This is a genomic window from Limosilactobacillus urinaemulieris, assembly GCF_014838745.1.
Lineage (GTDB): Bacteria > Bacillota > Bacilli > Lactobacillales > Lactobacillaceae > Limosilactobacillus > Limosilactobacillus urinaemulieris.
Genome location: NZ_JABUXR010000002.1, coordinates 68,606 through 91,525, shown reverse-complemented (window position 1 = coordinate 91,525; position 22,920 = coordinate 68,606). Strand labels below are relative to the sequence as shown.

44 protein-coding genes and 1 pseudogene are annotated in these 22,920 nt (G+C 38.9%); 42 read left to right on the top strand and 3 right to left on the bottom strand.

The window, feature by feature from the left end:
* Nucleotides 1-36: 36 nt before the first annotated feature.
* Nucleotides 37-732 carry an XRE family transcriptional regulator gene (locus HUK45_RS01475; protein WP_328797120.1) on the bottom strand — a complete coding sequence of 232 codons (696 nt, stop codon included), beginning with the start codon at nt 730-732 and terminating at the stop codon, nt 37-39.
* A 178-nt stretch (nt 733-910) separates the two neighbouring features.
* Here HUK45_RS01475 and HUK45_RS01470 point away from each other — a divergent pair, with 178 nt between their 5' ends.
* Both HUK45_RS01470 and HUK45_RS01465 read left to right on the top strand, forming a co-directional pair.
* Complete coding sequence (locus HUK45_RS01470; RefSeq protein WP_191910768.1) at nt 911-1,144, top strand: helix-turn-helix transcriptional regulator; 234 nt, start codon at nt 911-913, stop codon at nt 1,142-1,144.
* A 20-nt stretch (nt 1,145-1,164) separates the two neighbouring features.
* Nucleotides 1,165-1,395 (top strand): Thoeris anti-defense Tad2 family protein, encoded by a 231-nt coding sequence (locus tag HUK45_RS01465; protein WP_191910767.1) that lies wholly within the window; start codon nt 1,165-1,167, stop codon nt 1,393-1,395.
* Here HUK45_RS01465 and HUK45_RS01460 read toward each other — a convergent pair.
* On the bottom strand, nt 1,392-1,613 hold the full coding sequence (locus HUK45_RS01460) for a hypothetical protein (RefSeq protein WP_191910766.1): 222 nt from the start codon (nt 1,611-1,613) through the stop codon (nt 1,392-1,394). The two genes, HUK45_RS01465 and HUK45_RS01460, sit on opposite strands and share 4 nt — an antisense overlap.
* A gap of 61 nt (nt 1,614-1,674) precedes the next feature.
* Here HUK45_RS01460 and HUK45_RS01455 point away from each other — a divergent pair, with 61 nt between their 5' ends.
* Complete coding sequence (locus tag HUK45_RS01455; RefSeq protein WP_191910765.1) at nt 1,675-1,896, top strand: hypothetical protein; 222 nt, start codon at nt 1,675-1,677, stop codon at nt 1,894-1,896.
* A 268-nt stretch (nt 1,897-2,164) separates the two neighbouring features.
* The gene (locus HUK45_RS01450) at nt 2,165-2,323 is read left to right on the top strand and encodes a hypothetical protein (RefSeq protein ID WP_191910764.1); all 159 of its coding nucleotides are present in this window, start codon (nt 2,165-2,167) and stop codon (nt 2,321-2,323) included.
* Here the strand turns inward: HUK45_RS01450 and HUK45_RS01445 are convergent.
* A complete protein-coding gene (locus HUK45_RS01445) occupies nt 2,320-2,571 on the bottom strand; it encodes a hypothetical protein (protein ID WP_178695705.1) in 252 nt (83 codons plus the stop codon). The two genes, HUK45_RS01450 and HUK45_RS01445, sit on opposite strands and share 4 nt — an antisense overlap.
* Before the next feature lie 65 nt (nt 2,572-2,636).
* On the opposite strand from HUK45_RS01445, the gene HUK45_RS01440 reads away from it, so the two are divergent.
* From HUK45_RS01440 to HUK45_RS01260, 38 genes and pseudogenes are all read left to right on the top strand, one after another.
* Nucleotides 2,637-2,825 carry a hypothetical protein gene (locus HUK45_RS01440; RefSeq protein ID WP_191910763.1) on the top strand — a complete coding sequence of 63 codons (189 nt, stop codon included), beginning with the start codon at nt 2,637-2,639 and terminating at the stop codon, nt 2,823-2,825.
* 36 nt (nt 2,826-2,861) lie between these two features.
* Nucleotides 2,862-3,056: a hypothetical protein gene (locus HUK45_RS01435; RefSeq protein ID WP_124031975.1), complete on the top strand. Its 195-nt coding sequence runs from the start codon at nt 2,862-2,864 to the stop codon at nt 3,054-3,056.
* Entirely contained in the window at nt 3,056-3,205 is a 150-nt protein-coding gene (locus HUK45_RS01430) for a hypothetical protein (RefSeq protein ID WP_191910762.1), read from the top strand. The genes HUK45_RS01435 and HUK45_RS01430 overlap by 1 nt, the downstream gene beginning before the upstream one ends.
* Entirely contained in the window at nt 3,195-3,755 is a 561-nt protein-coding gene (locus HUK45_RS01425) for a host-nuclease inhibitor Gam family protein (protein ID WP_191910761.1), read from the top strand. Before HUK45_RS01430 ends, HUK45_RS01425 begins: the two co-directional genes overlap by 11 nt.
* A 2-nt stretch (nt 3,756-3,757) precedes the next feature.
* Nucleotides 3,758-4,414: an ERF family protein gene (locus HUK45_RS01420; protein WP_191910760.1), complete on the top strand. Its 657-nt coding sequence runs from the start codon at nt 3,758-3,760 to the stop codon at nt 4,412-4,414.
* A 5-nt stretch (nt 4,415-4,419) separates the two neighbouring features.
* Nucleotides 4,420-5,094, top strand: coding sequence for a putative HNHc nuclease (locus HUK45_RS01415; protein WP_191910759.1), 675 nt, complete (start codon nt 4,420-4,422; stop codon nt 5,092-5,094).
* The gene (locus HUK45_RS01410; RefSeq protein ID WP_191910758.1) at nt 5,075-6,037 is read left to right on the top strand and encodes a hypothetical protein; all 963 of its coding nucleotides are present in this window, start codon (nt 5,075-5,077) and stop codon (nt 6,035-6,037) included. Before HUK45_RS01415 ends, HUK45_RS01410 begins: the two co-directional genes overlap by 20 nt.
* Nucleotides 6,038-6,047: 10 nt before the next feature.
* A complete protein-coding gene (locus HUK45_RS01405) occupies nt 6,048-6,359 on the top strand; it encodes a hypothetical protein (RefSeq protein ID WP_191910757.1) in 312 nt (103 codons plus the stop codon).
* Nucleotides 6,349-6,519 (top strand): hypothetical protein, encoded by a 171-nt coding sequence (locus HUK45_RS01400; RefSeq protein WP_191910756.1) that lies wholly within the window; start codon nt 6,349-6,351, stop codon nt 6,517-6,519. Before HUK45_RS01405 ends, HUK45_RS01400 begins: the two co-directional genes overlap by 11 nt.
* Before the next feature lie 136 nt (nt 6,520-6,655).
* Nucleotides 6,656-6,805: a hypothetical protein gene (locus HUK45_RS01395; RefSeq protein ID WP_003717388.1), complete on the top strand. Its 150-nt coding sequence runs from the start codon at nt 6,656-6,658 to the stop codon at nt 6,803-6,805.
* A gap of 2 nt (nt 6,806-6,807) precedes the next feature.
* Nucleotides 6,808-7,272: a hypothetical protein gene (locus tag HUK45_RS01390; protein WP_191910755.1), complete on the top strand. Its 465-nt coding sequence runs from the start codon at nt 6,808-6,810 to the stop codon at nt 7,270-7,272.
* 2 nt (nt 7,273-7,274) lie between these two features.
* Nucleotides 7,275-7,451 carry a hypothetical protein gene (locus tag HUK45_RS01385; RefSeq protein ID WP_191910754.1) on the top strand — a complete coding sequence of 59 codons (177 nt, stop codon included), beginning with the start codon at nt 7,275-7,277 and terminating at the stop codon, nt 7,449-7,451.
* Complete coding sequence (locus HUK45_RS01380) at nt 7,451-7,681, top strand: hypothetical protein (protein ID WP_191910753.1); 231 nt, start codon at nt 7,451-7,453, stop codon at nt 7,679-7,681. The genes HUK45_RS01385 and HUK45_RS01380 overlap by 1 nt, the downstream gene beginning before the upstream one ends.
* Nucleotides 7,681-7,806 (top strand): hypothetical protein, encoded by a 126-nt coding sequence (locus HUK45_RS09680; RefSeq protein WP_268889990.1) that lies wholly within the window; start codon nt 7,681-7,683, stop codon nt 7,804-7,806. Before HUK45_RS01380 ends, HUK45_RS09680 begins: the two co-directional genes overlap by 1 nt.
* On the top strand, nt 7,803-7,955 hold the full coding sequence (locus HUK45_RS01375) for a hypothetical protein (RefSeq protein ID WP_191910752.1): 153 nt from the start codon (nt 7,803-7,805) through the stop codon (nt 7,953-7,955). Before HUK45_RS09680 ends, HUK45_RS01375 begins: the two co-directional genes overlap by 4 nt.
* Nucleotides 7,956-8,104: 149 nt before the next feature.
* Nucleotides 8,105-8,554, top strand: a complete 450-nt coding sequence (locus HUK45_RS01370; RefSeq protein WP_328797114.1) for a DUF1064 domain-containing protein — start codon at nt 8,105-8,107, stop codon at nt 8,552-8,554.
* Nucleotides 8,555-8,746: 192 nt separating this feature from the next.
* Nucleotides 8,747-9,193 carry a hypothetical protein gene (locus tag HUK45_RS01365; RefSeq protein ID WP_191910751.1) on the top strand — a complete coding sequence of 149 codons (447 nt, stop codon included), beginning with the start codon at nt 8,747-8,749 and terminating at the stop codon, nt 9,191-9,193.
* A 1,112-nt stretch (nt 9,194-10,305) separates the two neighbouring features.
* Nucleotides 10,306-10,782 carry a Panacea domain-containing protein gene (locus HUK45_RS01360; RefSeq protein WP_191910750.1) on the top strand — a complete coding sequence of 159 codons (477 nt, stop codon included), beginning with the start codon at nt 10,306-10,308 and terminating at the stop codon, nt 10,780-10,782.
* On the top strand, nt 10,766-11,206 hold the full coding sequence (locus tag HUK45_RS01355; protein WP_191910749.1) for a hypothetical protein: 441 nt from the start codon (nt 10,766-10,768) through the stop codon (nt 11,204-11,206). Before HUK45_RS01360 ends, HUK45_RS01355 begins: the two co-directional genes overlap by 17 nt.
* Nucleotides 11,207-11,261: 55 nt before the next feature.
* Complete coding sequence (locus HUK45_RS01350; protein ID WP_191910748.1) at nt 11,262-11,705, top strand: crAss001_48 related protein; 444 nt, start codon at nt 11,262-11,264, stop codon at nt 11,703-11,705.
* 93 nt (nt 11,706-11,798) lie between these two features.
* Nucleotides 11,799-12,548, top strand: a complete 750-nt coding sequence (locus HUK45_RS01345; RefSeq protein WP_328797112.1) for a DNA-methyltransferase — start codon at nt 11,799-11,801, stop codon at nt 12,546-12,548.
* A gap of 382 nt (nt 12,549-12,930) precedes the next feature.
* Nucleotides 12,931-13,101 carry a hypothetical protein gene (locus tag HUK45_RS01340; RefSeq protein ID WP_191910746.1) on the top strand — a complete coding sequence of 57 codons (171 nt, stop codon included), beginning with the start codon at nt 12,931-12,933 and terminating at the stop codon, nt 13,099-13,101.
* Nucleotides 13,102-13,158: 57 nt separating this feature from the next.
* A complete protein-coding gene (locus tag HUK45_RS01335; RefSeq protein ID WP_191910745.1) occupies nt 13,159-13,389 on the top strand; it encodes a hypothetical protein in 231 nt (76 codons plus the stop codon).
* Nucleotides 13,390-13,394: 5 nt separating this feature from the next.
* Nucleotides 13,395-13,640, top strand: coding sequence for a hypothetical protein (locus HUK45_RS01330; protein ID WP_191910744.1), 246 nt, complete (start codon nt 13,395-13,397; stop codon nt 13,638-13,640).
* A gap of 34 nt (nt 13,641-13,674) precedes the next feature.
* On the top strand, nt 13,675-14,139 hold the full coding sequence (locus HUK45_RS01325; protein WP_413230813.1) for an HNH endonuclease: 465 nt from the start codon (nt 13,675-13,677) through the stop codon (nt 14,137-14,139).
* A gap of 245 nt (nt 14,140-14,384) precedes the next feature.
* On the top strand, nt 14,385-14,840 hold the full coding sequence (locus HUK45_RS01320; protein ID WP_191910742.1) for a phage terminase small subunit P27 family: 456 nt from the start codon (nt 14,385-14,387) through the stop codon (nt 14,838-14,840).
* Nucleotides 14,841-14,855: 15 nt separating this feature from the next.
* Nucleotides 14,856-16,748 (top strand): terminase large subunit, encoded by a 1,893-nt coding sequence (locus tag HUK45_RS01315; protein ID WP_191910741.1) that lies wholly within the window; start codon nt 14,856-14,858, stop codon nt 16,746-16,748.
* Nucleotides 16,738-16,920, top strand: coding sequence for a DUF1056 family protein (locus HUK45_RS01310; protein WP_191910740.1), 183 nt, complete (start codon nt 16,738-16,740; stop codon nt 16,918-16,920). Before HUK45_RS01315 ends, HUK45_RS01310 begins: the two co-directional genes overlap by 11 nt.
* 18 nt (nt 16,921-16,938) lie before the next feature.
* Entirely contained in the window at nt 16,939-18,132 is a 1,194-nt protein-coding gene (locus tag HUK45_RS01305) for a phage portal protein (protein WP_191910739.1), read from the top strand.
* Nucleotides 18,113-18,849 (top strand): annotated as a pseudogene (locus tag HUK45_RS01300) (head maturation protease, ClpP-related). Before HUK45_RS01305 ends, HUK45_RS01300 begins: the two are co-directional and overlap by 20 nt.
* On the top strand, nt 18,839-20,038 hold the full coding sequence (locus HUK45_RS01295; RefSeq protein ID WP_191910738.1) for a phage major capsid protein: 1,200 nt from the start codon (nt 18,839-18,841) through the stop codon (nt 20,036-20,038). Before HUK45_RS01300 ends, HUK45_RS01295 begins: the two are co-directional and overlap by 11 nt.
* Before the next feature lie 19 nt (nt 20,039-20,057).
* Nucleotides 20,058-20,414 carry a head-tail connector protein gene (locus HUK45_RS01290; protein WP_191910737.1) on the top strand — a complete coding sequence of 119 codons (357 nt, stop codon included), beginning with the start codon at nt 20,058-20,060 and terminating at the stop codon, nt 20,412-20,414.
* Nucleotides 20,374-20,730 (top strand): phage head closure protein, encoded by a 357-nt coding sequence (locus HUK45_RS01285; protein WP_235971913.1) that lies wholly within the window; start codon nt 20,374-20,376, stop codon nt 20,728-20,730. Before HUK45_RS01290 ends, HUK45_RS01285 begins: the two co-directional genes overlap by 41 nt.
* Nucleotides 20,723-21,124 (top strand): HK97-gp10 family putative phage morphogenesis protein, encoded by a 402-nt coding sequence (locus HUK45_RS01280; protein ID WP_235971924.1) that lies wholly within the window; start codon nt 20,723-20,725, stop codon nt 21,122-21,124. The genes HUK45_RS01285 and HUK45_RS01280 overlap by 8 nt, the downstream gene beginning before the upstream one ends.
* Entirely contained in the window at nt 21,121-21,510 is a 390-nt protein-coding gene (locus HUK45_RS01275) for a DUF806 family protein (RefSeq protein WP_235971911.1), read from the top strand. The genes HUK45_RS01280 and HUK45_RS01275 overlap by 4 nt, the downstream gene beginning before the upstream one ends.
* Nucleotides 21,510-22,223 (top strand): phage tail protein, encoded by a 714-nt coding sequence (locus HUK45_RS01270; RefSeq protein WP_191910736.1) that lies wholly within the window; start codon nt 21,510-21,512, stop codon nt 22,221-22,223. Before HUK45_RS01275 ends, HUK45_RS01270 begins: the two co-directional genes overlap by 1 nt.
* Nucleotides 22,224-22,288: 65 nt before the next feature.
* Nucleotides 22,289-22,702: a phage tail tube assembly chaperone gene (locus tag HUK45_RS01265; protein WP_191910735.1), complete on the top strand. Its 414-nt coding sequence runs from the start codon at nt 22,289-22,291 to the stop codon at nt 22,700-22,702.
* 50 nt (nt 22,703-22,752) lie between these two features.
* Complete coding sequence (locus tag HUK45_RS01260; RefSeq protein WP_191910734.1) at nt 22,753-22,899, top strand: hypothetical protein; 147 nt, start codon at nt 22,753-22,755, stop codon at nt 22,897-22,899.
* Nucleotides 22,900-22,920: the final 21 nt, after the last annotated feature.

Below are 22,920 nucleotides of genomic sequence, written 5' to 3'. Positions count from 1 at the left end.
TTTCTCCTTTTCTCAGTAGTTAAGGTGTTAAGCTTACTAAATAATAACGACTCCACGAATTGCAAAATCATTGTACTCATGAATTGTTATGTTTGGATATTTTTTGTTTAAAGAAATAAGTTGAACATCACCGTTTTCAAGCCTTAACTTCTTTACAAAAAATTCACCATCAACTTCTGCAATTACAAATTGGTTGTTCCTAACTTCTGTATTGTCTAATTTATTAACATAAATAATTTGCCCATTGTTAAAAACTGGTTCCATTGAATCACCATTTACACGAACTGCGAAGTCGTGATCAGGAATAACTCCCTCAACGATAGCCTTTTCTGGTTTATCTTCGTCTTGAGGAATATATTCGCCTGTTCCGGCTGACACAGCGCCATAAATATATACAATATGCTTATTCTCACCAATTAATGAGGAATAGGCATTCTTTTGTTTATTTAATTGATCCGATGCGTAATTGTAAACATTATTTTGGCGCTCTGGGAGTAATTGATCGTAAATATCAATTAAACTTTGGGTATCCTTTGCGGTTGTTGAATCGGGGAAGAAATCATTAATGCTCACATGAAAAATATTTGCTAAATCGAATAGAACATCTTGATTAGCTTTTCTAGCCCCGGTCTCGTATCTATTCACAGCAACACGTGAGACATTAAGCTTCTCAGCCAGTTGTTTAGGCGTCATATTTCTGGATTCCCTTAGTTTTCTTATCCTTTTGCCCACATATGAAGCTAAATTTTCCAATTGTCCCACCTCGATGTTAATTTATGTAAAGTATAACAGATTTGCACCAAAAAGGTACATAGATAAAAGAAAGGGAAAAAAACTATTGATTAAGTACCAATTTGGTACTACAATATTGTTGTACCGATATGGTAATAGAAAGGGGGGGACGAACTAATTGCAATTAATTCTTTATGATTTAAGAAAAAATAAAAAGAAAATGACGCAGGAGCAAATGGCAACCTACTTAGGGATTACGCCAAAAACATACCGAAGCAAGGAATTAGGAAATTCAGAGTTTACATTAGATGAAATGTTTGCAATTGCAAAAATGTTTAATATGAAAATTGATGATATTTTTTTGCCTCGTAAGTACCAAAACGGTACGTGCAAACATGCTGTAAAGAAATAGTCAAACAGGAGGTAGCGGGTATGAATATCTATGAAGCCTGCAAAAAAATAAAACCTAAACAGGCAATTTCTAGAAAACATTGGTCTTGGGATGATACATGTATTGTTCCCACAGAGGGGCCGGGGTGCTGTGAATTGTTTGTGTTAAATCGCTTTGCTGGTATTCGTTGGGATCCTAAAAAAGAAGATTTAACTGCTAACGATTGGTACTTAATTAAAAAGGGCCCTTATCAAGGAACCCTTAAAGATTAGATCAAATCAAGAAAATCAGCCGACAATGCAATGCTTTTAAGTTTGTTACTAGCAAATCTAGTTGTGATAATTCCTTGATTATCTAGTTCGTTAGCGACTTCGGTTAGTTGTTCTAATGACCAGCCTAACTGCTCAAGCAATGGTTGCAAGTGACGGATAGTAGTAGGGTACTGACCGTTTGCAACCTGCTTGAGTGCATTAATTAGTTGTTGTTGCAATTTATTCACCTCCTTTCATTAGGAGATGCTTTAAGTATAGCAAAAGAAAGGAGCTGATTAGATGCTTAATTGGATTGGAAAAAGACCGTTTCAACATCAGCTTGGGTTATCCGATTCGCAGTTTCAAAGATGGAGAAGACAAGCTGAAGAAGCGGGATTCGATGTGTTCCATAAATTCAGTGAAAGAACACCGATGATTAACATTGCCGAAGCTAATCGCTTTATAGATTGGCAATGCGAGCAGTACGAAGAGAAACACAAGGATATTCATTTAAGGAGCTGATTAAGTGGCACAGATAGTATTTTTCACAGCCGTAGCAATCGCAATGCTGATTATGTTGGGTAATTCGTTTCAGATGAAGTATCAAGAGAAACATAGAAAGGAAGTGAAGTAATGCAAAAGGAACTGTACAGCGAACTAGCGAAGTATATTTTGAAACTACTAAAAAATAAAAACAGTCAACCTGATCCCGACACGGTAGGCCAACTGTATATGGAATTAAGGGAACTAAAGCATTAACTTCCAGATGAAATGTAGGAGGCAATAACCAATGAAAAAAGAAAAATTAGAACAAATTGCTAACGCAATGAGTGGATTAAGTTATCGGGAATTTGAAGAAGTAGCTAGCAGGATTGAAGCAAGTTATCACGTCACAAAAAAAGAACTGACTTCCAAAGAAATCAGTTCAGTAATTGAGAATATTCATTAGTCATATACAACTTGGAGAAGATATGGACTAATTCTATATTCTTTACCATCGTAAATTAGCTCTAAATAAGGTAACTGGTAAGCGGAGTTAAACATATCACGCTTTTCTGGTGCGTAGATTTTAGCGTTTTCTTCCCACCAGATTAAAGGCGGCTTATGATCAATTCCCACTTCACAGTTTGGATCAGATGTTAAATCTGTCCAACCCATTGGAGCTAGGTTTGCATAGATATGCTTCTTTGATTCCATTTTAATTCACTTCCTTTCACTAGGAGATGAGTTAAGCATATCACAACGAAAGGTGGTGAGAAGTCATGATTAACGAAGTTCTGCACTCACGGTTGATAGCATTTGCACTTGGAGCGTGGATGGTTTACTGCGGTTCAATCGGTGCATATGACGGGGCATTATTTATCCCGTTCATTTATGGACTATTGCTACTACTCAACCACATGGATCAAAAAAAGAGCACCCGTTCCGCAAAAACGAATGCTCAAAAGTAAATCACATATCAAATATAGATTCGAGGTCAATTATAAATGAAAATTATGGAAAAAGAAACACCTGCAATGGCTGCATACTACAAAGGCTGCATTGAAGGATTAGATTTAATGACTCTTGATACCACTAATGCTCACTGTTTACACGTGAATGAGGTTAACGATTTAATGACATATTTTGCGATGAAAGAAATTCTAAATGACCATTTAAGCGTTGAAATGGGGTGGGCTTAATGAATAACGACTTAGAAAAAGCAGAAAAGAAATGGCATGACCCCGATAACGATCCACTTCATTTGGACGAAGTAGTCGTTGAGGACGGTAACGAGTACAGCCAAGACACTTACGATGCAATGAGAAAGGCGGATAACGATGAAGACTAATACTGTTAAAAGAGACCAAGAAGTACAAGAACATCAACCAAAGCGTTATCAAATTGAAGACAAGCAGGGCTTGATTTGGACGTTTCAAAAGGCCGAACAAGTTCGACAAGAAATTGCTGGCAAGAAAAAGATGATGGAAAAATCAATTGAATTCTACCAAAAGCAAATTAAAGATCTTCAAGCTGAACTAGATAATTTTAAGTCAATCGCTATGCAGTACGCACAAGAACAGATTGATGAGGATCCTAATTGGGAGTTCAAGGATTCACCGTTTGGACGAATTGTTCAAAGTAAGCCATCAACTAGCCTACAAGTTGCGGATAAACAAGCATTGATTAACCAATATAAGGGCACCGAATTCGTTAAACATGTTGAGGAAGATAAACTCTGCTGGGGAGATTTAAAGAAAACATTATCATCTCCAGACGGTGAACATGTTGTTAACAGCGATGGTGAATTAGTTGATGACGTAAAAATTGTTGCTAAACCATCAAGAATTGAAATTAAACACATCAATGAAAAAGGATCGTGGGTAACGAAGGAGGATTAGCGATGACTCTATCAGAAGTACAGTTTGAGCTTAAGGCTCCTAAGGGTCAGTTTAATAAATTCGGCCATTATGCTTATCGCTCAAACGAAGATATTCTCAAGGCGGCTAAACCACTATTAAAGAAGTATGGAGATAACTTGGAGCTATCAGATGAACCAATATTGGTTGGTGATTGGCACTATATAAAAGCAACGGCAACATTTACTGATAAAGATGGCAAACAAACATCTTCAACCGGATATGCTCGAGAACCATTGAATAAGAAAGGAATGGATGAAAGCCAAATCACTGGTACGGCTTCTAGTTATGCACGCAAATACGCCCTTAATGGTTTATTTCTGATTGATGATACTAAGGACGCTGACACTAACGAATATCATCAACAGAACCAGCAACGTCAGCCTAAGAGGTCAGCAAGTAAACAGCAGAACAATAGCCTTACTGCTAACGCTAACCGTTATAAGGCGTTAGTTAATGAATACGCTAAGATAACTGGATCTAATTTTGATGCAGTGAATAACGATGTAAAAGGAATTATGCAAAGTAGTTCTGACAACGGGCAAATGTCAAAAAACGATTATCTGAAGAAATCAATTGAATTAGTAGAGAGAATGCTTACATCAGCTAAGCAAATGAAACAGGAGGAACAAACGGGGTGATGTGATTGTACGGCAAGTTAATTAGTACGTCTGGTAATACCGTTCAGATTGCGCTAGATGACGAGTTAAGTATTAATCGTCTAACTACCTTAGCTAACGGCAAACAGCCCACAGTTGAGCTATCAGTCGAAGACGGGCGACACATTACACCAGACCAACGAAAGAAAATCTATGCCTTGCTGAATGACTTCTGTGCTTATACCGGATATGTTCCGGAGGAAGCTAAGGCGTACTTCAAGAGCATGGTTGAAGGAATTTTCAACATTGAACCGTTTAGCTTGTCGGATTGCTCTGTTACCACCGCTAGTTACATGATTACGACTATCTTAGATTTCATGTTTCACGAAGATATTCCGTTTAGAACTAAAATTTGGGATTCACTACCAAGTGACTTCCCACGAGTTGCCATGTGTATTAAGCACAAGCGATGCGCTATCTGCTTAAAAGAACATGCGGATATTGACCATGTAACCACTGTTGGAATGGGACGTAACCGAAACACAATCAATCACACCGGAATGTATATTGAACCGCTATGTCGGGTACACCACACAATCAGGCACGCAATGGGAATCAAGAGCTTTATGCAGCGATACCATTTGAAGCCAATTAAGGTGACACCTGAGTTAGCCAAAGAACTTCATCTAGGGAGGATAGACGATGAGCAAGCTGTTAATTAACGAGCAACCGTTACAATTCTTGCCAACGTTAGCTAAAGCATTGGGAAATTCGGATAAAGCGTTGATTCTTCAACAGATTCAATACTGGTTGAATAATCCAAAAGTTGGTAAAGAAGCAGGCGGTCGGAAATGGATCCGGAACACTGTTGAGGAATGGCATAAACAATTTCCTTGGATTGCTTCTAAAACTGTTCAACGCTATCTGAAAGATTTAGAAGACAAAAAAATATTGCTAACTAACAATTTGAACAAGCTGAAGTTTGACCGTACCAAGTGGTACGCAATTGACTATAACGAGTTGGACAAATTGACCAATGCATTAGGACAATCTGACCAAATGGAAGGGGACTCGCAAGACCAAAGGAAGGGGACTGACAGTCCTGCTGAGAATGGTACTCCTAGTCCCTCTCAGAAAGGGACTGATAGTCCTGAACAATACCATAGACTACCAGAGACTACACATAAGACTACAACAGAGAATAGTGGCAAGTCGAAATCGCCTTCCCACGAGTCAAAGAAAAAATTCACCTCTGATTCTGTTGAGTATCAACTGGCTATGTATCTGTTCGACAAAATCAAACAAAACAATCCTGACCATCTGGATCTAACCGAATCTCAAAAACAAAAGTGGGCGGACCATATCCGTTTGATGATTGAACGAGATAAACGGACACCCAAGCAGATTCATAACATGATTGACTGGTGCCAGAATGATGATTTCTGGAAAACAAATATTTTAAGTACAGCTAAATTGCGTAAACAGTATGACACCATGAAGCCACAAGCGACTAGTAGCTATAAAAAGCGAGAGGCGATTAGGCGTGAGCCAATTCCAAAGTGGATGCAAAAAGAACTTGAGGATAAGCCTAAACAAAATCCTGATTTACCAATACAGGACGACTATGTAATGCCAGATGACAGTATGGATCCAATGCCAAAGTGAGGTGTGATAAATGGCAACAGCAGTAAAAAATAAATGGACTTCCACAATTAAACGACTGCAAGTCCTGAAAAAGGATTGTTATACAAAATCTGATGGTATTAGCTATCTGAAGGCTATTGGACTAGTTAAATCCAACTTGCGAGTGGCTGTGTATTATCTTGGCTGTCTTGATGATCGAAGCGAGGACTACCAGGTGCCATTTGATCGAGAAAAATTTGAGTGGCTATTAAGCGAGCCGGTCGGACAAAAGAAACTCGATGAAGCAATCAGAATTAAGCATGAGTGCGCCAAGATGGCAAGGAGAAATGCGTATGAAATTTGAACGGCTGAAAGCCCTGAAACGTGGTAAAGGTTACGTGCATTATAAAGGCAAGCTGTGCGAGGTCATCAGCATTAATGCCTTAAAACAGACCGCACAGGTAGCAGAGGTGGACCAGATATTTCCGGATATTTACGAAGTGAAAGCGAGTGAGTTGGATTAATGGATTTGAACAAAAAAGAGCTAGAGAAGATTGCACAGCAACTTGAAGAACAAGCAGCTGAAAATCTAACTCTAGTAAATAGAATCAAACGTATTATTAATACTTTGTAACATCGATGTTAGGGAGAGTAAAAGTAATGGATAGTGTGTTGTATGCGGTGCTGTGGTTTGCGATTGCGCTGATTGCAGTAGTGACGATGAAGTTTGCCGGTGGCTGGGTACTGCTACCAGTGGTGCTAGTGATTATCTTAGCGTTCATTGCAGGGCGCATGCGGGAAGGATGGTAGGAATGAAAATTGATGAATTGATTAAGTGTATCAATAAAACAACAACGACAGTAAGTGCAAAACACAGCGGATCAGAAATAGCATTTTATGGTCCTGGAAAACACTCATACGCTATGGATTATTTTTTGAACGTGCCTGTTGATGCGAGGGTATGGGATACCATTGAATTTGATCCTGACAATCTTGATGATGTAATTCCTCAAGATTTAGCTCGTACTATGGAGGTTGTTCAGCGGCTGATTGATACACCAGTTAGAGAGCGCTCCCTGGAAAAGAGGTATCGTCTGCGGTGGTTCAAGGATCTCAATGGAGCTATTAATTGTTTGAACTACATTGATGGTGAGTGGGCTTGTAGCGATATACACTATGCTAATCAATACTCACAACGTGAATTAGAAAAATTGAAGAAAGAAAACCCACGATTAGCACCAGCAATTGATGCCATGAAAGAACCGGTGGAGGAATAACAATGACTAAGATTCACTTGACGGATGGGCAAACAATTACGATTACTGCCGACTTTGATGAAGTTATGGAAGTTTTTAAAACTAATTGGGTTCTAAGACCAAAATTTGTGAGCATAGAAGCGCCCGGCAAGAAAATATTACTCAATTATGATTGCGTTGTTTGTGTGGAGGACGACTAATGAAACTAACTGAAAAGCAGAAGAATTGTCCGTACTGTCACTTTCACGATGGAGCGGGTTTTGCCAGCAAAGCAATTATTGATGACGGTTTCAGAACGGAAGTGAAACTCGTTTATGAGCTTGGCGAATGGTATCTATATGAGAGAACTTATGAGAACGAAATAGAATCTGAAGAGCCAGCAATTGCTTGTCCGATGTGTAGGAGACCACTGAACGAGGAGGATAACTAATGAGCATATATGACTTACTAGCAATCACGGCAATAGGGGCTGGAGCAGTCGGCTTCATACTGGGAGTAGTAACCACAATTAAAGCTGACGATACGCAGGAAAGGATTAAAGGAGAAGATAAATGATGAGTGTAGATTATAAAGCAATTAACTTTAAGGCAGATTTGAAAAACGCTAAGCGGACAGCCGGTGATACGGTTATCCAGCTTAGTGCCAAGGGTAAAGATGTCGATATGAACTTACTTGGTGAAATCATGGACGCCAATGGGGGGTAAAAGTAACCATTGAATCTAATCAGACCGAGTTGGTTAAAGATAACCGTGAAGCAGATGGTCAGACAGAGCTACTAGGAGAAGATGACTAGTGAATCATTTTGGGAAGAAAGTTCATTACAAGGATTGGGACTTCGATTCGATTAAGGAACGTGATCTTCATTCAGTTCATCGAGAACAGTGGAAAGGAATTCAAGGTTCATCCAAGCTACAAGATAATTGATAAATTTCCGCTTGGTGGGTATAACCAACGGGGTAATACATATACACCGGATTTTGTTGTATATTCCCACGACGGAGCCATTGAGCACGTTTACGATGTGAAGACAGGAATTAATCAACGAGCAGTTGATATGAGCGCTAAGCTACGTTTTAAGTTATTTTCACTAAGAACTGGATTGCCAGTTGAAGTAGTTGTTCCTCGTCAGCATGATTTCAAGATGAAATTATTTGGGTTTACTAATCCGAGGATTCAAGAGGCTCATGCTCGGCACGATATTCACGGTAATGTTCGACGAAGAAAGAATGGAGAGCCTTACTACGACTATTACAACGTATACAAGAACATCGATTATGATGTGCATGATTTAATTGGATTTTAGGAGGAAAAGCATGAAATCAAAGAAAAAGAAGCAAAAATCGAGCCTACGTCGGAAACACAAGAAACGGATAGAGCATAAATTAAAGAGGCAGGAAAAAGAAAGCAAACAAAAAGACGCCCCGAATAGGAACGCCCGGTTTGGTATAAAAATAAAGCAAACTAATTATATCACAAGGTGCGAGGGGTGTAGAGCGTGGTTGACAGCGTATTTGGTAATTTGGATAAAGAAGCCACTAAGGAAGCGTTCAAGGAGTATCTAAGAGAATGGAAAAAGTACAAGCTTAAGGCAATGCAACGGTTCCCGGGTTTGCAGTCGCCTAGTATGGACGGACAGCCGAATGATGGGACACCACATGACCCGGACCAAAAGTTCGTTAATCACGCTGAAGCCGTTTATCAGTACAAGACCAGAATTAAATGCTGCGAGGTACTAATGAGCGTTGGTGAGGAAGAGGAAATCTTAGGTGATATTCTGCTTCATCGCTTCATCAAGAACTGGTCAGCAATTAGAACGATGAATTACATTAACGAACAATATAACACCTATATGGACGATAGGCAGTACAGAAGACTGCAAGACCAAGCGTTATGGGAAGGTGCGTTGATGTGCCCTGACGACTCAGTTCGTATCTTCAAATGAAGATGTCCGGTTTTTGCCGGTTTTTGTCCGGGATCTGCCGGTATTTGACCGGTTTTACCTTAAAAACAGCCGTATTATGGTATTGTTCAAAAAATTAATTGAACTTACAAATACCAAATACCTGTGACCCGAGCACGTCCTTAAACTGCTTAATAATACGACTTTATTGACTCTGGCAGAGGAGTAGACGAGTTACTACCAGCAACTCAGGATTCTCTCTGTTAAGTGTGTGGAACGGTAACCAAGCCGGAGATGGATGCAAGCTCCATAATCCACGTTGAGACTAGCATGTACTAATGCCATACGCATTTTGATGATGTAAAGAAACACTTCCTTTGTTTTATGTATACCGGCTCTGCTAGTCTCACGGTAGCCGTGCTGTTATCAGCAGAAGAGTGCTGTAATCTTACTCAACGGCTATAAGATTACAATTATTCAGAACACTAACGTCCGTTACAGGAGTAGGCGGAAAACTACGACCGGGTGCGGGAGTTAATTAGTTCTGATTATGTGGATACGTGAAGACAGACACCAAACGACAACGCTTGCGGGGGCAGTTCCCGGTGTTCACTTTGGAAGGCAATATATATTGTCTTATGCCTTCCATGAAGCACAATCAATTAAAGGAGATGTTAAGCCTCCTTTTTAATGTTTAACAGTGCTTCGTGCTAACGTTCTCTGGTGAGAGCACAGGTGGAAATTTTATGCGATTCAACGGAAGCCTGCGCATGAAGTTCGGTTCGATTCCGGCTCTTAGCATAGTAAGCAATCATTAAGAATAACTACTATTTTTTTAGACACGTCAACTCGATTGCTTACGAGCTTCAGCAAGCACCACAAAATATATTTAGATTCTATATATTGGTGTGAATGCAACACGTTTGCTGGAGCGTGTCCGGTGTGGAAAGCCGGGCACACATATACATCACCCACGCCTAGTCAAACGACTGGGCTTTTTATTAATGAAATTACATAAAATAATTAAACATATTTATCACATGATACAACCAAAATATCAGTATTGATGGGAACAAATTATTAAGATTCAGGCAAAAGTATTCCAATCGTAATAGCATATATTGTACTATGTAGGTGGTAAAGGAGGGAGCATTATGTACGATGTTTTTAAAGTAGTTAACTGGCTACGTGTAAAAAACAATGCAGATATGCGTACGAACCCCAATGTTGAAGAATTAACTCAAATGAAGACTATGAAGTTACTATATTATATTCAGGCTGCGAGTTTATCTATTACGGGTCATCGTATGTTTAACAATGATATTGTTGCGTGGAGATATGGACCTGTGGTTGAAGAAGTTCATGAAAAATATAGAGGTCATCGTGGAATAGTCGGTGAAATAACAGAAAGAGATCTTAATAATTATAGTGAGCTTCAGAATGATTATGAGGCTTCAAGTATTTTAAATAGTATCTATGATGTTTATGGTTATAGTTCAGCTTATGATTTAATGAGGCAGACTCATAGTGAGAAGCCATGGCAAGAAACTCCTCAAAGTGAAGTTATAAGTGATAAGGCAATTAAAGATTTCTATAGCGGGGTCTTTGTTTCTGATGAAGATAAAAAGTAATAACTTTAATTCACCCTCATTCCCAAAAGAAACCAAAATTAAACCTCATCATACGTCTAGGTTTGCCTTTAATTTTTCCTTTTTGACTAAGGAATCAAAGTATAATCTTGATAGTCGAGGAAATACTATTGATAATAGGGTAAGGTTAAAACTTTTAGAAAGAATATATCAGCTTTCTCAAGAAGATATTGTTAGAATTCTTGGGCTTAATAAAAAACAGGGGCTTGAAAAGATACCTGAAGAAAAAGTTAGATTAAGAATTCATTCTGATTTCAAATCTAGTAATCGCTATAAAGAATGTGAAGATGATTACTGGGTATTTCGACTTGGGAATCTCGGCAGAATTATTGGTAAAAAGAATTCAAATATTTTTTATGTGATGAGTATTGACGCATCTTTTGATCAATATGATCACGGTTCATAATGAAGTAAATTATTAAGTCAGCCTAGCGCTGGCTTTTTTGTTTGGAGGAATACATATGGTAGGCAACGAAATTCTTTTCGTCGAACTTGAAAATGGTAAAACATATCACACATTTACATATAGCGGTGCCGATATTCCGGGTATGCAGTTCTTCGATATTGAAGGTAAGCCAGTAAGCAATCCTCAAGGGAGATGGTGTAAAAAGTCACTATACGTTATTTCGGAGCAAAAGTGGTATTTGCCATACAACTTGCCTCACTTTGATTGGGAGTTTTTAGGACGTCTTTATTTGGGAGTGAAAAATATGAGTGAACATAATTTGAAACTAGTTAAAGAACGTGATGATTTAGGATTGAAAATCAGTAAGCTAAAGAAGTTCATGAAAAGCGATGATTTCTATAACTTAGATAAAGATGATCAAGAATTGCTTAAGGCGCAAAAGAGTGCCATGAAAACTTACAAGCATATCTTGAATGAACGGATTTTCTGGGAAGTTTAGCAATGAAACATTATAAAAAATGGGGCACGGTTAGTAGTGGTGCAGAGCTGTACATGCTAAACCACACTGAACGGCATAGAAAGGAGCTTGAACGTGAGCGTAAGACTATTCAAAGGCGATTGTCTAAAACTACTAAAACAAATAGAAAATAAATCAGTTGATTTAGTTTTGGCTGATCTGCCCTATGGAATGACAGCTAATAAATGGGATTCAGTAATTCCTTTAAAACCACTATTTGAACAGTACCAGCGGATTATTAAAGATCATGGTGCTGTTCTTTTATTTGGCATGGGCAAATTTGGTGCAAGTTTAATCATGAATGCCCCTAAAAAGATGCCGTTCCGCTATGACTGGGTATGGCAGAAGACGATGGCTGTTGGTTTCTTATGGTCTCATCATATGCCATTACGAGCACACGAAAATGTGTATGTGTTTTACAAACATTTACCAACTTACAATCCACAAATGCGGATGGGGTTCAAATTGTACGTTGACAAGGGTAAAAATAAGCCGTCAACTAATTATCACATAACAAGTGGCGTATATCCTTCTCACATTTCTCACGGTGAACGTTATCCAATTGATGTAATTGAGTTCAGCAATAGAAATTATCATAGTAACCACCCAACAGAGAAACCGGTAGATCTGCTTGAATACTTAATTAAAACGTATACTGATGAAGGTATGACCGTACTAGATAATACAATGGGATCCGGTTCAACTGGAGTAGCAGCGGTTAATCTGAAGCGCAATTTTATCGGTATGGAGCTAGACGATAAGTATTTCAAAATTGCAAATGAACGTATAGAAAAAGCTGACAGGTCAACGCTTGCCAGCTTTTAAAGTACATAAAAATAAATAAGATTCTTTCAATTTTCTGTTGTTATCCATACGTTAATAATGTATAATATAAATGTAGTCAAGTAAGGGACGCCCGAAAGACTACAGCGTTCCGGAAGTGATTCCCTGAATCCGGAAAGGGGATGATACTGATGGAAATAACAGTACTCCGGAAAGAGAGGCTGCCATGTTATCGCACTGACAATTTGGCTATTGTCGGTAGCCGCGATTAACTTCGCTAAGGCTTATGCGATAATAAAAAAAGCTAATCGCAAATAGCGGTTAGCTGGTTAGTCTAATTTCCGGAACGCAAGAAGTCAAGAGATGGAGCCTCTTGGCTTTTTGCATATTCAGTATACCATATTAACGTGAGAAGGTCGACATTATGGTTAGTGAAGCTCAACTAAAGGCTAACAAGAAGTGGAACGATAAGAATAAGGATAAGCAACGAATATACCGTTATCGGTCATATGCTCGTAAGTTTATCCGTGATTTAGCAACTGATGATGATTTGAAAGAACTGCAAGAAATGATACAAGAGCGACTGAATAATTAAGACGATAGCATAGGCTACCGTCTTTTTGTTTACCTTAATTTAGAAAGGTGTGGTAATATGCAGAAAATTACAGTGTATAAAATTCATAGTGCAGATGATTTGATAAAAAAGATTGCGGAACTGCGCAAGAAAGGAAAACATCCTTTTAGCATCGCAATGTTTAATCAAGATGATAATGATTTTCATGGAGATCCTACATATTTGCTTGATGCACCAGTTGGTTATTCAACACGGCCATACAATGCAATCAAGCCATATGTCGATCGATATAACATTATGGAGGTGTAATTCTGATGAATTTAAAAAGAGAAATCCGTTTCAAGGTTTACGAGGATGACTGGTCTGAATGTCAGCACAAAGACCCATTGAGCTTTGGCATGGAGAAATGGCTAAATGAGCTAGCCAAAAAGTATGATGATATTGAAATCGTTGGATGCAGTCATGACCAAACTATTGACGTGCCTGCTGATTCAGTATTTTCACATAATAAGCTATATGAAACTATCTACATAATTGCAAAGGTCATTAAATATGTCTAGATATAGAAGATGTCGTTATTCTGGTTGCCATTCGATGGTACAACTACCAGATCATTATTGCCAACAGCATTATGAACACGAAGCGAAGTACCTTGCTAATCGTCAACGATGGGCACGGTCACATAGTCAACAGTACCAACACAAGTACAATACTCAAACGCGTAATCGGAATAGTGTTAAGCATAATCAGTACCAGTTCTACCGAAGCCGACAATGGCAACGGTTAAGAGCACAGGTGTTAGAACGTGATCATTACATCTGTCAATATTGTGGTCAACCTAACAGCAATACCGTTGATCACATTGTACCGATTGAATATGATGAGGAACTCAAAGATCATCTTGATAACTTGGCAACCATCTGTCGCAAGTGTCACCGATTAAAGACCGATTGGGAACATGAGTGGTATGGTACAGGCATCGACAACCAGCGCAAGCAAGTCGCCAAGTTGCATGATGTACTTAGTATCAAGTATCTAATGACTAAAGGGCACCAATAGACTCTAACGCAATGAATTTAATAGTTAAAACGACATCGCCCTGAGAGCCTCAGAAATGTCCGCAGAGCAATTTTAATTTTGATGAAGATTATTTCCAAACGGGGCAGAAGTTTAGCACCCCGCCCCCGTTACCACGCTCAGAAAGAGCGCACACATTGCAGCCAGCTTGCACGCAACCCCTAATTTTAAAAATTTTACCCCAGGGGGGTCAAACTGTTTCAAAAATAATGAAAGGAGATCTAAAAATGCCCAGAAAAGCCTATTTTAAGCAGAATAACGGACGTTTATCTAAGGATCCACCTCATTATTTAGGACGCTTAGCAAAGGGGTGTTGGCGTAAAGTTGTGCCTTTTTTAGAGAGTACGCAACGGGTTCAAAGAATAGATGATGCATTAGTTGAACAATATTGCTCGGAATATGAAATTTATCGCCAAGCATATCAAGATATTCAAGAAAATGGGATTCAAACTAAATTATTTAATTCATTACAAGATTCAACCGGTCAAATCATTGGTAAAGATTTTGCCGGTTACCGAAAAAATCCTGCTGTTGCAACAATGAATGATGCACTAAAACAGTTGAAGTCAATTGGCTCACAATTAGGTCTTTCACCACAAGCTCGTCAGGAATTAATGCAGATTGCTAGTCACAAAAAAGAAAAATCAGTTGCGGAACAGTTTAAAGATATTGGATTAGTTTAGGAGGTGTATTTAGTAATGCAACAAATCGACCTGACACAAACACATGACGTGATAGGAGCTTATCATCAATGCAATTTTGAGAATATCCGTCGCCAATATGCTGATCCAACTACGCAATACGCCTTTGATGTTTTAGATAAAAAGGTAGTTAGTGGTTACTTGATTAAACTAGCTTCCTTTCGTCATCTACGAGATTTACAACGTGCAGAGCGTGGCAAATTTAGCTATCACTATGACCTTAAAGAAGTCAATAAAATTATGAAGTTCGCCAAGATTGCGCCAAACGTTGATACGGATGAACCAACAGCTTTAATGAATTGGCAAAAATTTATTTTTGGCATGATTTTTGGTTGGCGGGATGATAAGAATAAGAAACGTTTCACGCGAGTTATTCTTTCTGTTGCTCGTGGTCAAGGTAAAACTTACCTCATGGCTATCTATATGGTTTACTGTTTCTTGATTGAGTCAATGGGACTAGCTAACCAGGATTTTTTGGTTACCGCATCAAATTACGATCAAACGGGGAAACTATACGGTTACATTAACCACATGCTAAAGATTATTATTGAACGTCAATCGGTATTTGCACAACTAGCAAAAGAACAAGACATCGTTATTCGCGATCACACAGGAATTACGATGCGGAAGACGAATAATAATTTGTGGCCAATGTCGATGAATGCTGATAAATATGACTCCAAGCACTTTACAACTGCTATTTTTGATGAAATTGGGAATGTTGCTACTCGTAAGGGTAGTGAAGATATTATGTCCGGACAGTCGAAAATCCCCAACCACCAGTACATTGAAATTTCAACCTCTTACCAAGACCCATCGGTGCCATTCCACGATGATCAGAAGGTAGTTCAACAAATTATGGAGCAGGATTATTCCCGTGACGGTGATCGGATGCTGGGGATGATTTGGTCACAGGATAGCTTAGATGAGACTTTTAAAGAAGAAACTTGGTATAAGTCTAATCCGCTACTATACTTGCCAGATCAAAAAGAGATCCTTTTAGATGGCTTGCGTGACAAACGTGATTCAGACATGCTGACAGGATCCATTGATGACTTTCAAAATAAAAGTCTGAACTTATGGTTACAAGAAGCTACTAATAGTTACTTGAAGCTATCTGATATTGAAAGAGCCAAAATAAATTTTGATCAAATTGATGGGCGTCAAGTCTATATTGGTTTTGACTACTCAATGTTTAGTGATAATACAGCGATTGCATTTATCTTTCCATATACGGATAATCAAGGCAATCCTCGCTGGCACATTAAACAACATAGCTTTATTCCTTGGAATAAGGCCGGTTCCATTGAGGCGAAGGAAAAGCAGGATGGAATAGAGTACCGAGAGTTAGCTAAGCAAGGTTACTGTACAATTACTTCTCACCCTCAAGGATTAATTAATGACGATCAGGTCTATCACTGGTTGTTAGATTATGTTCATGATCATGATTTTAAGGTCATGTTTTTTGGTTACGATGCATGGGGTGCTACTACGGCCATTAAACAGATGGATATTAATACGGAGTGGCCGCTAGAACCAATACGTCAACGAACCAGTGAATTGAAAGACTCCACTAAATTCCTACAAAAAGGTATGATTGAAGGCACCATCACTCGTGATGATGACAAAATCATGGAGAAAGCCTTGATTAACGCGCAAATCATGGAAGATAAAATTGGAATTCAAGTCGATAAAGCTAAAGCTACGTTAAAAATTGACGTGGTCGATGCAATTATCGATGCTTTATATCAAGGTATGTATCATTTTGAAGATTTTGGTGTAGCCAATGATAAGAGTAAACAAGTGGACCTGATGACAAGTGAGCAGGTTAAAGAATGGTTTGAAAGTGAAGAATCAGGGTTACTGGGAGGTGATGACGATGATAATTAAATTATTTCAAACAATTTGGCACTTTATTGACGTTATCTGTTTTTTAGCAGCCTTTGGATTTATTATCTGGGGCTGTTTTTTAATTAACCAAGTTGCCGGGTTAATGAGTATTGGCGTCGCCTTTATCCTGGTTGGATTAGCAACAGAGTATCTTTCGTCTCCACCAAAGTAATGAAAGGAGGTAAAAGTAATGCCTGTATTTAAGATGCCAAAATCAAGTCCAGGACTTGCAATTGCAGATGATAGCTATATTCTGCATTTTTTAGATCCGGATAATAATAGTAAATATGTCGATGCCAGGACAGCGTTACAAAATTCGGATATTTATTCATTAATCTATCAACTATCTGCTGATATGGCAGATGCCAAATTTGTGGCCGAATCATCACGAACGCAAGGTATCCTGGACAATCCAACATTGACTTCTAATGTTCATGCATTCTGGCAATCCATGTTTGCACAATTATTATTAGGCGGTGAGACCTATGCATATCGATGGCGTAATGATAATGGGACTGATACTCAATGGGAGTATTTGCGACCGTCACAAGTTACGCCTTTTTTGTTAGAAGACGGTTCCGGATTGGTTTATAACGTAACTTTTGATGAACCAGAAGTCGGTGTTGTTCAAGCCATTCCGCAAAGCAATATGATTCACATTCGATTGCTTTCTCAGAACGGCGGTAAAACAGGAATTAGCCCGTTAGCATCACTAGCTGATGAATTAGCAATTCGGGATAGTTCTAATCGACTTACACTAGCTGCACTGGGGCGCTCCATTATGGCGCCTGGTATTTTATCAGTTACCAAGGGTGGCTTATTAAACGGAAAAATGAAAGCTCAACGTTCGAAAGAGTTCATGAAGCAAATGAACAATTCGGACAACGGACCAATTGTTTTAGATGATTTGGAAAAGTATGAACCGCTAGAAATTCAAGGAAATGTGGCTCAATTATTGAATCAGGCTAGTTGGACTGGTGCTCAGATTGCTAAGGTTTACGGGGTTAGCGACAGTGTGATTAATGGTCAAGGAGATCAGCAATCATCAATTGACATGATGAACGCTAATTATTTGCAGTCATTATCACGGTTTACTAACTCGGTGATTGCTGAACTGAATAATAAGTTAGCTGGTCAAATCAAAATGGACTTACGGCCCGTGATTGATCCGACTGGTGATGCCTATGTCACTAATATTTCTAACTTGCAGAAGAATGGTACAATCGCCTCTAATCAAGCAACCTGGTTATTACAACAAGCTGGTTATTTACCAGAGGACTTACCAGAAAAAGAACAATCGCAAGCACAGGTTCAAGCGGTGCAAGTAGTACCTAGTAATGATGCAACGAAGGGGGGTGTTAATAATGATGAAGATTCCAATTAAAGGTGATATTGTCGATGATGCTTCTGCAGCTTTTTATGATTTCTTTGATATTCCATCAACTTCGCCAGCTAAAGTTAATAACTTAATTGATTCGGCAGATGGTGACGCATTGGAAGTTGATATTGCTTCCAATGGTGGTGATGTTTCAGCAGCTTCGGAAATTTACACCAACTTATAAAAGGTTATCAAGGAAAAGTAACTGTCAATATTGAGGGATTAGCTGCTAGTTCCGCAAGTATTGTTGCAATGGCTGGAGATGAAGTTAATATATCGCCGACAGCCCAAATAATGATTCATAAGGCGTGGACCATTACTCAAGGAAACACTGATGATTTATCTAAAGCAGCCGACATGATGGATGCCACTGATCAATCGATTGTTAATGCTTATGAACTGAAGACGGGTATGAAGCGAGATGACATTCTACAGATGATGGCTAAGTCAACCTGGATGACTGCACAGGATGCAGTGGATAAGGGATTTGCGGATAAGATCTTGTTCGTTGATGAAAAAACTCCTCAAGTAGTTAATACTACTTCAACGATTGTTCCTAAAGCAGCTGTTAACAAATTGTTGACTTTATTAAACCGGAAAGATGTTACTAAGAACGCACTTAAGCCGGAAACTAAAAATAATAAGCAAAAGCCAACTCCTAGTTTGAGAGACCAGAAGTTGGCGATTTTATTTGGAAAGGATGATGACCAAAATGGGAATTAATGAATTAAATGATGCTTGGATTGCCAAGGGTCAAGAAGTGTCAGATCTAGATAGCAAGCTGAATGCGGCCGTTTTAAATGACGACTTCTCTACAGAAAAGTTCAATGAATTAAAAGAAAAGCGTGACCAATTGAAGTCACAGCGTGATGCAATTAAGGAGCAACTAAACGAAGCACGAGCTGTAGAAGTGGCAAAGATGAAAGATAAGGATAAAAAGCCTTTGACCGATAAGGAAAAGGATATGAAGAAGGACTTTGTCAATAACTTTAAGAATATGATTCGTGGACGTTTTAACGCAGTTACTTCATCAACAGAAACCGATATTGCTGGTAATGGTGGCCTGACAATTCCGACTGATGTTCAGACCGCTATTCACACCTTGGTTCGTCAATTTGCTACTTTGCAAAACCTGGTTAACGTTGAATCAGTTTCTACAACGTCTGGATCTCGGGTATATGAAGTACTTAGTGACATGACACCAATGGCTAAGATCGATAGTGAAGGAGCTGAAATCGGTGCAGGTGATGATCCGAAGCTTCGTTTAATTAAATATGCTATTGACGAATATGGTGGTATTAATACGGTTACTAACAACTTATTAAAAGATTCCGCTGAAAATATTTTAGCTTGGCTTTCTAACTGGATTGCTAAAAAAGTAGCTGTTACTCGTAACGTGGCAATTATCGCCGCAATGGGCAAGCCTGCTAAGAAGCCAACAATTTCTAAATTTGATGATATTAAGGACTTAGAAAACAATACATTAGATCCAGCTATTATGCAGACTTCATCCTTTGTTACTAACCAATCTGGGTACAATGTTCTTTCAAAAGTTAAGGATGCTGAAGGTCGCTATATGTTACAACGTGATGTAACTCAAAAGGATGTTTATTTGCTTGATGGAAAGCAAATCACGGTAGTTGCTGACAAGTGGTTACCTGATATTTCTGGTGCTCATCCGCTCTACTACGGTGATTTAAAACAAGGTATTACTTTATACGACCGTGAACATATGTCATTATTTACTACTAACGTCGGTGCAGGAGCATTTGAACATAATACGACAAAGATTCGTTGTATTGATCGTTTTGATGTAGAAGTGATTGATGATGGTGCTTGGGCTGCTGGCTCATTTAAGACTGTTGCTAATCAACCAGCAACTACTCCAGAAAATAGTGGTAAAACTGCTTAATTGAAAGTGGGTGAACTGCTTGGCTGATTCAGATGACAAGATGCTGAACGAAATCAAAGGATTACTGTACCTGGACGGGTCAGCGGATGATGGCCTCTTAAAAGGGTATATTGCAGCCGCTGATCAGTTCATTAAGAATGCTGTTGGCGATAACCAAGATTTCTATGAGAAGGCAAATATAAGACCACTATTTGAAAGTGCTGTTAAGGCATTAGCAGCGACTTATTATCAATATCGGTTAGCATTATCCGATATACAAACATTTCCTATCAATTTGACTGTGAACAGTATTATCGGTCAGTTACGTGGGCGGTACGATTTAGAAGTAGGTGATAATGATGAAACTAGCGATCAGCCGGCTCAATCATCTAATTGATTTTGGAGTGACAGAGCAGATCGATACGGATACCATTGATGGCTCTACGACCAAGTTTGTATCCAAAAGGTGCCTGCACTGTGCCTTTTATCAGCGTTCACAAAGCCAACAGTATTCGTTATTAGGAACAAAACTGGAAGACACGATTGTGGTTGCAGTCCGTTCACAATATAAGGTCGATAAGTCAATGTTGGCGCAGATTGACGGTAATGATGATGCGACTTACCGTATTATTACTATTAGTCGCGATGATAGCCATTCGTTACAGCGTTATGATCTGATTACATTGAAAGATGTTACGAAAGGTGATGATTAGAATGGATGACTTTGGTTTACAACTAGATCAATTTGTTAACCGTGCTGAGAAACTGGTAGTACCAGATCAAGAAACCCAAAAGGCGATGACAAAAGCAGGTGCCAAGGTTTTAGAAGATCATCTACGGGAAGCAACGCCAAGAACAAACCATAAAGACGTTAAGTACGGTCACTTGCAGGATAATGTCATGAGCCAAGATACGGATATTAATGGTGAGGAGAACGGAAACGCAACGGTTGGTTTTGGAAAAAAAGCTTATGTTGCTCGTTTCCTTAATGATGGCACAATTAAAATGCCAGCAACTCACTTTGTAGATAACGCACGACGTAAATCCGCAGATGCGGTATTTGCAGCCGAAAAGAAAGTTTATGATGCAATGGGTGGTGGTAAATGATGAAACTACCAGTTACCCAAGCAAGAGAATTGATGGGAAATGATTTTCCCTGGATTAATCGTTATTTTAAAGAAAAGGTTCCTAAAGGGGCTGGAGTCAAAGCCAGTGAAACAATATGTATTATCAGTGAATGGTTAAATGAGCCAACCTATTATGCGAACCAAACTTTTAAAGGCTGGACGATTGGTGTAGAAGTTCATATCTTCTATAAATTAAATTCTGGCCTTTCAACATTAGATGAAGAGATGAAAATTGCACGGTTGTTTGTTAAAGACGGCTGGACAATTGAAAATTCAAGAAACCATTCAACGGACCCCGACACTCAGCAAGTGGATAAGGTCTTTTATTTTGCCAAGGATTTAGTAATAAAGGAGCGTGAAAAATAATGGCAGGTATGTCTGTTAAAGGGATTGACTTTGTCATGGGTGGAATTACTGATGATAAAGGTATTTTAATTACTGACCCTGATAAGGGTGGATTAGGACCAGCTGGGATTGCTCTTTGGGATGGTGACGGTGATGGTGCTACCACCGCCAATGTCACAGCACTTGAAGAAGCTGGTCAGCAACAATATGCGAATAACAAAGTTAAGCGGATTAATCATGGGGTTCCAACACCTCAGTTAGCCTTAACAATGTTAGATATTCCATATGAAGATGCTAGTAAGATGGTTGGTTATGGTGTTGTTAATGGTGGCCGTGTACTAGGTAGCAAGAAACCCCATGTTGCGATTTTACTAGCCACTCATGATTTTGACGGTAATTGGTTCTTTGAGGGCTTTGCTAACGGTGAAATGATTATTCCAACTCGTAACCATGGAACTTCCAATAAGAATGAAACGGATAGTAATGCAGCCTTTACGTACCAAGCAATGGCGCCAATTCCCAATAACGTCTTTCTGAATGTAGATGGGTCACAGCAGTCCTACAAGATGTATAACACTGGGGACTCTAAGTCCTGGAAGGGTTATGACGTTATGCTGGCAGAAGTGTTCGGTGGGTACAAGGGTGATAACCCGATGGCTTCCTATATTCAAGCCACTGGTACAGATAGTTTTACTAATACTAATCAGTCGAATGTTAATAAGCCAACCGCATAAATAAAATACCAGTCGCCAATTGAAATACACAATACGTAAGGGCGGCTATGAGGGGGGGAAACTTTATGGTTGTTAAATTGAATACAACGAAAATTGGTTTAAAAAAGCCCGTCAACGTTCACACTAATTTAACCAACGTTGATAAGGCTGATGAAATGATGATTGCGATGCTCTCATTAAATGTCGATATGGACGAATCAGAAAAGAATAGTGATGAAGAAGATTCTGTTAAGCAATCATTAACGATGTTAACAAAAGAACGTCAATTTACTAAGAAGTCATTAGAATTCTTGCAAGATGTTTTGAATTTATCTGATAAGCAAATTACAATTGTTAAGGATCATGCGGACTTTACTATTCTTGGTGAATATCTAAGCTATGTATGTAATCGAATCAAAGGCGTGCCAGAATCTGCTTATGAAAAGGAGACTAAGAAAGCAGCCCCAAAAGAACAGTCGGCCAGCTCAGAAGAGCAATAAATGATTATCAACAAGAGTTAGAAGATCGAAACTACTTTCGCCAACGATTAATGCTTGAATCAGGAATTTTACCATCAGAGTTAGATAAGCAGGATTATTTTGAGTTACTGAAAATTCAAAGTGCCAAAGCTCGAGAAGAACGGCCAATCAATGCTGCGGAAGGGTTCAAGAAGATGAATCAAATGTTTGGTGGCTAGTAATTACGTAAGGGCTTCCTT